This is a genomic window from Nonomuraea insulae, from assembly GCF_042656245.1.
Window position 1 is genome coordinate 2,329 of the sequence record NZ_JBHSPA010000090.1, and the last position, 10,273, is coordinate 12,601.

Annotated in this window: 12 protein-coding genes; 4 read left to right on the top strand and 8 right to left on the bottom strand. The window is 65.7% G+C overall.

The window, feature by feature from the left end; genetic code table 11:
- Positions 1 to 48: 48 nt before the first annotated feature.
- Positions 49 to 378 carry a WhiB family transcriptional regulator gene (locus ACFPZ3_RS56235; protein WP_379522689.1) on the bottom strand — a complete coding sequence of 110 codons (330 nt, stop codon included), beginning with the start codon at positions 376 to 378 and terminating at the stop codon, positions 49 to 51.
- Positions 375 to 566, bottom strand: a complete 192-nt coding sequence (locus ACFPZ3_RS56240) for a hypothetical protein (RefSeq protein ID WP_379512038.1) — start codon at positions 564 to 566, stop codon at positions 375 to 377. Before ACFPZ3_RS56240 ends, ACFPZ3_RS56235 begins: the two co-directional genes overlap by 4 nt.
- Before the next feature lie 199 nt (positions 567 to 765).
- Between ACFPZ3_RS56240 and ACFPZ3_RS56245 the strand changes: the two genes are divergently transcribed.
- On the top strand, positions 766 to 1,578 hold the full coding sequence (locus ACFPZ3_RS56245; RefSeq protein ID WP_379522690.1) for a GntR family transcriptional regulator: 813 nt from the start codon (positions 766 to 768) through the stop codon (positions 1,576 to 1,578).
- Complete coding sequence (locus ACFPZ3_RS56250) at positions 1,571 to 2,134, top strand: GNAT family N-acetyltransferase (protein WP_379522691.1); 564 nt, start codon at positions 1,571 to 1,573, stop codon at positions 2,132 to 2,134. The genes ACFPZ3_RS56245 and ACFPZ3_RS56250 overlap by 8 nt, the downstream gene beginning before the upstream one ends.
- 15 nt (positions 2,135 to 2,149) lie before the next feature.
- On the opposite strand, the gene ACFPZ3_RS56255 is transcribed toward ACFPZ3_RS56250, so the two are convergent.
- Together ACFPZ3_RS56255 and ACFPZ3_RS56260 are read right to left on the bottom strand one after the other, a co-directional pair.
- Positions 2,150 to 2,329, bottom strand: a complete 180-nt coding sequence (locus ACFPZ3_RS56255) for a hypothetical protein (protein WP_379522692.1) — start codon at positions 2,327 to 2,329, stop codon at positions 2,150 to 2,152.
- A gap of 137 nt (positions 2,330 to 2,466) precedes the next feature.
- Positions 2,467 to 2,718, bottom strand: a complete 252-nt coding sequence (locus ACFPZ3_RS56260; protein WP_379522693.1) for a hypothetical protein — start codon at positions 2,716 to 2,718, stop codon at positions 2,467 to 2,469.
- A gap of 101 nt (positions 2,719 to 2,819) precedes the next feature.
- Between ACFPZ3_RS56260 and ACFPZ3_RS56265 the strand changes: the two genes are divergently transcribed.
- Complete coding sequence (locus tag ACFPZ3_RS56265) at positions 2,820 to 4,049, top strand: XRE family transcriptional regulator (protein ID WP_379522694.1); 1,230 nt, start codon at positions 2,820 to 2,822, stop codon at positions 4,047 to 4,049.
- Between the two features lie 1,742 nt (positions 4,050 to 5,791).
- Positions 5,792 to 6,463, top strand: a complete 672-nt coding sequence (locus ACFPZ3_RS56270) for a helix-turn-helix domain-containing protein (protein ID WP_379522695.1) — start codon at positions 5,792 to 5,794, stop codon at positions 6,461 to 6,463.
- Between the two features lie 206 nt (positions 6,464 to 6,669).
- Here the strand turns inward: ACFPZ3_RS56270 and ACFPZ3_RS56275 are convergent, their stop codons facing one another.
- From ACFPZ3_RS56275 to ACFPZ3_RS56290, 4 genes are all read right to left on the bottom strand, one after another.
- Positions 6,670 to 7,965 (bottom strand): ATP-binding protein, encoded by a 1,296-nt coding sequence (locus ACFPZ3_RS56275; protein WP_379522696.1) that lies wholly within the window; start codon positions 7,963 to 7,965, stop codon positions 6,670 to 6,672.
- Positions 7,966 to 7,971: 6 nt separating this feature from the next.
- Positions 7,972 to 9,012 (bottom strand): DUF4192 domain-containing protein, encoded by a 1,041-nt coding sequence (locus tag ACFPZ3_RS56280; RefSeq protein ID WP_379522697.1) that lies wholly within the window; start codon positions 9,010 to 9,012, stop codon positions 7,972 to 7,974.
- 166 nt (positions 9,013 to 9,178) lie between these two features.
- On the bottom strand, positions 9,179 to 9,487 hold the full coding sequence (locus ACFPZ3_RS56285) for a DUF8033 domain-containing protein (protein ID WP_379522698.1): 309 nt from the start codon (positions 9,485 to 9,487) through the stop codon (positions 9,179 to 9,181).
- 3 nt (positions 9,488 to 9,490) lie between these two features.
- On the bottom strand, positions 9,491 to 9,916 hold the full coding sequence (locus ACFPZ3_RS56290) for a hypothetical protein (RefSeq protein ID WP_379522699.1): 426 nt from the start codon (positions 9,914 to 9,916) through the stop codon (positions 9,491 to 9,493).
- Positions 9,917 to 10,273: the final 357 nt, after the last annotated feature.

Here is a 10,273-nt window from a genome sequence, read left to right on the forward strand (position 1 = left end):
GGCTGCGGGTTCGCTTGCCGCACTCGCAGCACTGGAAGCGGGTAGCCATCACGCCACCTCGTTCGTACGGTGGCGCGGGAGGAAAGTGAGGAGCGGACGTACTTCCCGCAGTTCCTCTGCGGTGTAGCCCGCCCAGACACCCTCCTCCGGGTCGAGCGCCATGGCGTAGGACAGGCAGGCGGCGCGGGCCGGGCAACGTGCCTGGCAGATGGCCTTGGCGATCGCCTCCCGCACCCATCGCTCTTCGTCGGTCTCGATGTCGGGACCGGTGAAGAGCACGGCCTTGGTGGAGTCGCACGCCGGTTCGGCGTTGATCAGGTCGTCCAGCAGATCGGCGACGTCATCGGCCTCGTACTGGTCGGTGTGCTGGTTGTTCACAGCTTCACCCCCAGCGCCCGAAGGGACTGGACGAGGGCGAGGCGGATGCAGGTGGGGCAGATCGACGGCGACGGCGGCTCGGCACCCGGCGCGGACTCCTCCACGCCGTCACACATGAGACAGAACCACTGGATGGGCTCGGTGAGGTCGTCAGGGACGACCTGCATGGTCTTGGACCCGTGGGTCATGATGAAGACACCTCTCTAGAAGGGGCGCCGGGGTGCGGACTGGTTTGGCGACTAGGGACCGCATCCCGGCTTCTTCGTTGTTTGGCCTGGTCAGCTGAGCTGATCATGCCCTGGTGCGTCTTATTTAAACAAGGCGAACAAGGCCCGTCAACCACTCTGGCATACTTGTTTAAACAAGGAGACTGAGAGGGGCCCGAACATGCCCAGCCAGAGGCGGCGCGACACGCTCCGCGGGGACGTGTCGGCACGGATCGCCGACGACCTACGACAGGCCATCCTGAGCGGCGAGTACGCCGAGGGGGACCGGCTTCCCAGCACGTCAGAACTCATGGAGCAAGAGCAGGTGTCGTCGTTGAGCGTGCGACACGCCTACCAGGCGCTGATCGGCGAGGGCCTGGTCGTGGCCGTGCCGAAAAAGGGCTTCTACGTCCGCGAGTCGCTGTGCATGACGTGGCACATGACGAAGTGGCAGGACCCGAAGCGCCTGGAGAACGTCGAGACAGACGGCTGGACGGCGGACGTCGAATCCGCCGGCTACTCCCACCGCCAGACCATCAGCGTCAGCATCCTGCCCGGCAGTCATATGGTGGCTGGAACACCGATCGCGGAGCGGCTGGGCATCCCAGAGAGTGAGCGGGTCGTCGTAAGGAGCCGCGTCCGTTACATCGGCCCCGGCCCCGACCAGCCCGCCAACGAGCCGGAATCGCTGGCCGACTCCTACTACGCGTACAACTGCGTCAAGGACACCAGGATCATGGAGCCGAACAGCGTCAACACGGCCCAGGTCCTCGCCGACCGCGGATGCCCGATGCGCAACCACATGGACGAGTTGACCCCGCGCATCGCTTCTCGCCAGGAGACAGACCGCTTGCAACTGGCCGGCGTGATGGCCGTGCTCGAAGTGGTGCGGACTACGTTGACCACCTCAGGGAAGCCGGTGCTGGTGCTGCACCAGATCAGGCCGGGGAATGGGTCGAAGTACGTCTACCAAGTGGGGTACAGCGATGCCTGAGCGTCCCGTCCTGGCAGCCCGTCTCGCCGTCGAGAGCGACACGGACCGCGTCATCGAGCTGCGTGCCGAGTCCGAACGCTGGCTGGACAAGCGCGGCATCCAGCAGTGGACGGCCAAGTGGGACGACATCGGCCGGGAGAAGATCCGCCGCAACATCGCCAACCGTGAGACGTGGGTCTTCGAGCACGGCGACGAGACCATCGCCACGGTGACCCTCAACACCCGGCCTGATCTCGACTTCTGGGACTCGGACGTCGATGGACCTGCTCTGTACCTGTACAAGCTGCTCCTGGCCCGCGACCGTGCCGGTGAGGGCCTGGGAGCCGACATCGTGAACTGGTCGGTGGATCAGGCCGCCCAGCGGGGGCTCCCCTGGCTCCGGCTGGATGTGTGGAAGACGAATCACGGGCTACAGCGCTACTACCTGGAGCAGGGGTTCGAGCACGTCCGGACGGTGGAGGTGCCGGGGCGTGACTCGGGGGCCTGCTTCCAGCGGCAGGCCGTTTCCACGAGGGTCGAGAACATCGTCACGGCAAGTGTCCAGGCAGAGCGGTGACGTGGGCAGGTGGCCTCAGGACGCGCGTTCCTTGTGTCTGTGGGTGCCCACGAGTGCGGCCCAGACGAGGCGAGCAGCGGCGCGGTGGCCCCGGCCGGTCTCCTCGTACCCGACGCCCTCGGTGTGGCGCAGGACGAAGAACTGCCCGGCCTCGCAGCACCACTCGTACTCACCGCAACACGAGGTTTCCGTCACACGGACCGGACGCGAACTGGATGGGACGTGCGGTTCCCATGCGTACATGGCGTCGTGCTTTCGGTTCACGCAGCGAGGGCGGCGCATGCGAACGCCACCCTCCGCGATAGCTGATCTGGCGTACGAATCCGCCGGCCTCACTCGGCGGCGGCGATGGCCTTCTCCCTGCGCAGACGCAGCAGGGTCGTGCCATAGACGTAGGAGGGGTCCGATGCGTAGCGGTCGAGACGTACGAACTGGACCGCGCCCGTGGCACCTGGCGCTAACGACTGCAGTGCCTGCCGCAGGAGCGTGGCGGCCCGCTCAAGCTCACCGGTTATGCCACACGATCCCCGGCCGTCGTTGTCAGAAGCCGTCCACGAGTAGAAACCATCGGTGTCCAGGTGCACGACTACATGAGAGCTACGCGCGGTACTACGTCAGAAGAGGACACTGAGAGGCGACCCCTGATGTCCGCTCCCGTGTCTGCCCGTCCCCGGAGGTGCACTGGATGAACGACTCTCCAGAGGTTCCCGTCTGGGCCACCCGCCTGCTCGCCGCGCGTACTGCCCGCGACTGGTCGCAGCGCGACCTGGCCTGCGAACTGACCAAGGCCTCCGACAAGCCCCTAACCGAGCTGCCGAACCTCATCCGCCGCATTCGGGGCCACGAGACCGGCGAACACCGCCCGGATGCCTTCTACACCACGCTCTACTGCAAGGCGTTCGGCCTGACGGAAGACCAACTCTTCGGCACCGTCATCAAGCCGGTCCCCATTCTCGCCCTCCCTGCGCTGGCCCCCGATGCCGATCTGTACGAACGCATCACCCGCGCCATCGAACACCCCTCCCGCGTCGATCTGGCGACCGTGCAATGGCTGGAACACTGCCTGGCCGAACACCGCCGCGTCGAAGACACCATCGGCAGTCGGCCGCTCCTGCCGCTCATCCACGCCCAGCTCTCCACCGTGGCCGACCTCGCCCGAGGCGCCCGAGGCCCGCTCGCCGATCGGGCCGTCGCCGTCTTGTCTCAGTACGCCCAGTTCATCGCCTGGATGTGCCACGACTCCCGCCAGCACGCAGCCGCCCTAGCCTGGTACGACCGCTCCCACGCCTGGGCCCTCGAAGCTGGCGACGCCTGCCTCGCCTCCACCACCCTCAACATGCGCGCGCACCAAGCCTGGAGCCTCGGCGATGCCCCCCGCTGCGTCCGCCTGGCCGAAGCCTCCCGCTGGCACGACGGCCGCACCACCCACGGCGTGCAAGGCATGGCCGCCCAGATGGCCGGCCGAGGCCACGCCCAACTCGGCGAAGCTAACCAGGCACGCAGCAGACTCGCCGAAGCCGAAGACCTCATCCGAAACGCCGCCGAACACCCCGACGACGAACCACCGTGGATGTACTTCTACGACGAGGGCTGGTTCCTCATGCAACGCGGCATGGCCGAACTGGAACTCGGCGACGGCCGCCGCGCCGCTGACTACCTTGAGCAAGGTCTGTCCACTCTGCCTGACCACTATCGCCGTGACAGAGCCTGGTACGGAGCCTGCCTCGCACGCGCCCAAGTCATCCAAGGCGACGCCGAAGCCGCAACCGCCACGGCGCTGGACGTCGCACCGGACGCTACAGCGCTCAACGTCTACGCCGTGACCGAACTCCACCGTGCAGCCCATGACCTGGCCGCCGCTGGCGCTCCGGGCTTTCAGGCGATCAAAGCGTCCTTGGGAGGCTCAACGCCGTAATCATGCCCCTGCTGTCCCCGCTGTCCCTAATTCCCTGCCGAAGTGCGGAAACCCCTTGGAGACAGCGGAGACAGGCCGGGGACAGCGATGCCCATGCTGTCCCCCTGTACTGCTGAAACACTGGTTACGAGCTGACGGTGACCCTGGTGTTTCAGCACTCGTGCATAGATGGCTCTGGAGACGGGCCTATCGACGGTGACGGCGCCTGACAGCACGTTTGTGTCGTTGGTTGCCTGGACTCCGTCGCCGGTTCATCGCCCAGGCAACCAGGACTGTGGCGAGGTTGATGGCACTGGTGGCCAAGGGAATCCACTCAGGCAGATCCTGCATCGGCGGATCCTTTCGCTGTTGGGTGTGGAGTCCTATGGGATCCGCATCAACAGATTCCGGCAGCAGATCCGTAACAGGCCGGACAAAATGTCTGCATGAGAGTGTGAGTGAGGCAGCCTGACCTTCTAGGGAGGTGGCTGACCCGACAGCCGTGCAAGGCTGTCCGGCTGCATCCGGCGAAGATCGCCGTACAAGGAGTGAGTCGACGACGGTGAGCAGGGGTAGAGACGGTGATCGATCCGGATGAGGTGTCCACGCCGGAGGAGTTAGCGGCGGCGTTGGAGGGGCTAGCCAATGGGCGTTCCGTTGCCCAATTGAACCGGGCTTTCGAGCGTGACGACAGACTGTCGTCGAGCACGGTCTCCGACGCTTACAGGAAAGGACGGCCGAGCGAAGAAACCCTGGAAAAATTTCTACGAGCCTGTGGTGTTCCACAGGAGGCGTGGGGTAAGTGGCGGAATGCGCGTAGCCGCGCTGTGACTGCGGTCGCGCCTTTATCTACAGCAATTCGCGTTACGCAAACTGATGCACGGTCCCTCGGCGTTCATGTACCTATCGAGGTGACAGGAGCCACCAGCGACCTTCCGTCCTATATGGCGCGAGACATTGATGGCGGAGACCGTGGTGCCCGTGCGTTGGTCAAGCGGGCAATGGGGAGAGGCGGGCTAGTGATTCTGGTCGGCGGATCATCCGTCGGCAAGACTCGTTGCGCCTACGAAGCAATACGCGCGTTGGTGCCGGATTGGTGGCTGCTTCATCCTGCCAGCATCCGTCAACTCGAGGACGCTGCCGAGGCGCTTACAGCATCCACTAAGCTGGTGGTTTGGCTTGACGAGTTGCAAAACTATCTTGCGGGCCCAAGATGTCTCGGCGCTGGGACTGTGCGTGCCCTGCGAAGGCCAGGGATCATTATGATCGCGACAATATGGCCGACGCGGTATAATCTTTACAGCAAGCCTCCACGTGACTCTGGCTCCGTAGATCCACACGCAGCCGCTAAGGAAGTGCTAAAGCTCGCAGATGTCGTTCACTTGGATGCTCGGCTCAGTCCTTCAGAGCTGGACCGTGCGCGTTCTCTCGCAGCCGACGGAGACCAATACTGGCGTACGGCGTTGGAGTCGACGGATTATGGCCCCATTCAAGTCATCGCTGCAGCCCCCCACCTGGTAGCTCACTGGAGAGGCGCCAATACGTACTCGGCTGCCGTGTTGAACGCTGCCATCGATGCGACGAACCTTGGCGTCAGATCTCCACTCAGCGCTGATCTGTTACGGGAGGCGGCGCATGGCTACTGCGATTCACGAGAGCGGGCCAAGGCTCCGCCTAATTGGTTCCAGTCGGCCTTAACATATGCCACGCATGAGCTACATGGGACCGTTGCCGCGTTGGCTCCAGTCTCTGACTCGAACTCCATGGGACAGATCGCAGGCTATGTTGTGGCAGATTATCTGCAACAACATGCAGGAGATGCGCGCCATGGCGAGGCGATCCCCGACTCAACATGGCAGGCACTGTGTGACCACCTTAAGAGCCCTCATGACCAGGCTATTGTTGGCGAAAAGGCCTACGGTGAGGGATTGTACGCATATGCTGAACAGCTTCTCCGTCGAGCAGCGGACGCCGGTATCCATTACGCAGTTTCCGACCTTGTGAGGTTGCTGGGGCGACTTGGGCGATACGAGGAATTGCGCAAGCGCGCCGACGAAGGGAATGAAGATGCGGGTAGACATTTAGTCTACGTACTGGCTAAGTTGGGGCTTGAGGAAGAAATTCGCGCTCGTATCCGCGCTGGGGATTATTATGCCGAAACCTTTTTGGCGCAGCTACTGTCTAAAGGAAAAACTTCTGTGGGGCAACGTATCAAGGCTATTCGCCTAATGCGTGGACTTACGCAGGAAGACCTGGCTCATCCAGAGCTGACCTATTCCTACTTGAGTTTGATCGAGAGTGGAAAGCGGAACGCTCCCGACCCGCTGGTTGAACTGTTCGCCAAAAAACTTGGATGTTCGGTCTCCTATCTCCTGAATGGTGTTCCAGGTGGCTGCTTGGCAGAGCTCGACAGCGAGCTCGCATTTAAGCGCTGAGCCATAACTAGACGGCCGGACAGCAGATTGGGTGGTAGATATCTCCCCTTTAGGGCGAGCCTCTGGTCGCAGTGTGCAGAAGGCGCGCTGCAGCGCGCCTGTGCGAAGCATGATCGTATGGTGCTGTCCACGGACGTTGGTCTTCACAGGCGTCGCGCTCGCAAGGGCGCCCGAGTGACTATCTGCGTGACAACCGCGACCGACGATCACGGACGCTGACGGACGTTGGCGGCCCCTTCTGCCAGGTCAACATGTCGCACCCGGTGATCGATACATGTATTCGAGTTGCCTGATAAGGAAGAGGTCCCAGGTTCAAGTCCTGGTAGCCCCACAGGGTTTTCCCAGTTCAGAGGCCGCTTTCCGTGAATCGGAAGGTGGCCTTTTGATCGTTTGCCATCAATTTGCCACCAAGATCGTCCGTCACTAGGTGAGCGCTGCCGGTTGACCGGGGTGCAGCGGCAGGAGCCGGCGGGGCAGGGGCACGGATGGGTGGCCAGGACGAGGTGGAAGCGGGCGGGCAGGCGCACGATGCCGCCGGTACCGGCGAGGATGATCTCGCCGGTGTCCAGCGGGTAGCGCAGGCCGTCCAGCACGCTGCGGGCGAACTCCGGGGCGTCGTCGAGGAACAGCACGCCTGTGTGCGCCAGTGACACCGCGCCGGGGCGTACCACGTTGTCGGTGCTGCGGCCGAAGATCGCATCGACGGTGGTGGTGTAGTGCGGCGTGCACAACGGCCGGTGGCCCGGCGACAGGGTTTCGGTGAGTGCGTACAAGCCGTAGATCTCGGCCTGGGCTGCGGCGTCCAGCGGCGGGAGGAGGGCGGGCAGGCACGCGGCCAGCCCGGCGGCGGGGCCCCTGCCATGCAGGAGCAGGTGGTGTCCCCCGGCGGCGGCGATCTCCAGGGCGCGTTTGCCAGGCTGGTTGCCGGGCAGGTCGGCCAGGTCCAGGCCGGGGGCGTGTTCCGCGATGGCGGCGGGTGGTGGTGCGGTCAGGGTCGGGCCGTTGTTCAGCTGGTCGACCAGGTCGGCCAGGCAGGCTGCGGGGATGACCGCCCACTGTCCGGTGTGGTCGGTGCTGGCGGCGGGTACGGCGATGGCGCTGATGCCGGAGCCGGTCAGTGTACGGATGGCGCAGGTCAGCCCGCGGACATGCCGCAGGCTGCCGTCCAGGCCGAGTTCGCCGAGGAACGCGGTCCGGGCCACAGTGCTGGTGGGGACCAGGTCGGCGGTGGCCAGGACGGCCATCGCGATGGCCGCATCCAGCGCGGAGCCGTAGGCGGGCAGGCCGAAGGGGAGCACGGTGACCGTGACCTGCTGTTCCGGCCAGGTGTAGCCGCTGTTGAGGATCGCGGCGCGTACCCGATCCCTTATCGGGGCCGTGGTGGTGTCCGGCAGGCCGATCAGCTGGAAGCCGGGCGGGCCGGGGCGGACGTCGGCCTCGATGCGGACGAGGTGGCCTGCCAGGCCGATCACGACGGCCGAGGAGGTGACGGCGAAGCCCATCCCCCTTCACCGCCCTTCGACCGGAGCGGGCAGCCGGGGCAGGGCCGCCGTGGGGCAGGTGATGAGCTGGGTCTCCAGCTCTTCGGCGGTCATGGTGGCGTGCATCTGGTGCACCGCGGAGGGCGGCACGCCGTGGCTGAGGGCGTAATCCAGCAGGTACGCCATGCTGTAGGAGGGATTGTCGGCGCGGGCGCGATCGACGGCGATGCGCGCCAGGGTTCCGGCGCCGGAGCCGTAGGCGGCTATGGCCAGCAACGTCGCGGGGGCGGCGACGTAGCCGGGTTCGACGCGGCGGGCCACTTCGCTCAACAGCGCGATGTGGGCCGCGGCGGGGTAGGTGCCGACCATCAGGCTCGCGGCATCACGCACCAGGATGGCGGTGAGCAGCAGGCCGAGCCACGCCACCTCCCCGGCGGGGATCGGCTCCCCGGCCTGGTGGCGGGCGAAGGCGGCGTGGACGCATCGCAGGCCTTCCTGGTACCAGAAGCGGGGCGCGGCGGTGCCCAACGCGGTGGCCTGTTGACGTGCGACGCGGGTGGCTTCGCGTACGGCGTCACGGTCCGCTCCCTCCAGCGGCTGCAGCAGGGCGGCGAACGCGTCCCGGTCCGGCAGCGCGCTCAGGCCCGCCACGACCGCGCCGACGGCGGCCTGACTGGTCGTGATGTCGTACGGAACGCCTTCGGCAGGGCCCGTGTCGGGGTGGGGCCAGTAGCGGTTGTCCGCACACCGCAGCATCTGGGCGAGCAGAACGCCGGTCGGCTCGATCGCCTCGCGCAGGCCAACCAGGACCGGGGTGACCAGGGCGGCGGGACCGTAGCCGATCACGGCCAGTTCGCTGGCGGCGTCGTGCGTCAGGAGGTCGAGGCAGTGGGCGATGACGTCGATGGCCTCGTCCTGGCTGCTGGGCAGGTCGTGGCGGACGCTGGTGATGAGGGCTTGAGCGTGGAAGGTAAGGACGACGAGGCTCATCGTCGGGTGGTAGCCGAACAGGTAGGGCACGATGGCGATGTAGTCCACGGGCTGGGACAGGCGCACGGTTTCGGTCACGGTCAGATACCTCCAAGGGGCGTCGCGGGCGGAACGAAACGCGCTATGAGCCCCGGGCCAGGGGCTCATAGCGCGTGAGGGAAGAAGCGGTGAGACGGTCAGACGGGAATGCAGGCGCAGCCCGCCACATGAGTTCGGTGAGCGACACAGCACAAGCCGTGGACGATTACGACGGTGCCTGCTCCTCTGGTAGCCAGGTGCGGCACAGCCGCTGGTGGCGGGTGGTGGTGAGGGAGTAGCAGCAGTCGGGGATGATCACCCGGTTGTCGTCGCGGACCCAGGCGATGGGGGTGGCGTAGGAGAGCACCACATACACGATGCGCGGCACATCGGCGCGGTAGCGCTCCGCCCACTCGGCGGGAAGGCGGCCGGTCTCTTCAGGGGCACGGCACACCGCCGACAGTCCACCGCTTGTGCGGAACGCCGCGCGCTGTGCCAGGTGCAGCCCGGGGAAGCGGCTGGAGCTGCGCGGCACGGGCTACCCCGTTCCGCAACCGGGCGAAGCATGCTCCCGGCCGCAGTAGCCGCAGATCTCCTCCAGCGCGTACACCGACAGTTTCTCGGCGAACCCGTCACGCCATGCGAGCTGGGCGCGGCTGTAGTCGTCGAAATACTCGGCGTCGGTGTCTCCCGGACACAGGGTCAGGAACGACAGGACGGTTCTCGCGGTGATGATCAGCGTGTCCGTGGACAGCGTGGTGCCGATCGGCGAGCTGATGTCAGCGGCGGAGAAGATCGTCCGGTTGTGGCGCGACAACCGATACAGCCATCGGATCCGCCCGTCCTGCGTGCGGCCGTGCGGCCAGAGTTCGAGGAGATGATCCTCGTCGATCGGCCAGCCGGGCGTCAGCCGGGACGTGACGCGCCACCTTCGGGGCAAGGTGATGCCGTCAAGGACCGTCATAGGGGTGTCCTCCTCGCGGCCGGCGCTCCGGATCGGGTGCGGTGGGTGGTGCGGGCTGGCCGTCCGTGCCTTGCGCCCAGGTGTTGGCCTGGGGGAGCTCGTCCCGCAGCGCGTCATGCAGGCACTTGTGGAACAGCACGCCGGGAAAGCACGCTCGGATCTCGCCGAGGTCGGGGACCGTGCCGGACCAATCGCCCGGCCGGTCAGGGCCCGGCGAGAGGAACAGATGCCGAAACGAGCACCCAGACGCGTGGGCCACAGGTGCGAGCTGCGGGCACAGCACGATGCAATACCGCTTGGGTGTAGCTCTTTTGTAGTGAGTTGCTGAGCTGGGCGTTTGCTGTCCTGGCTGTTTGA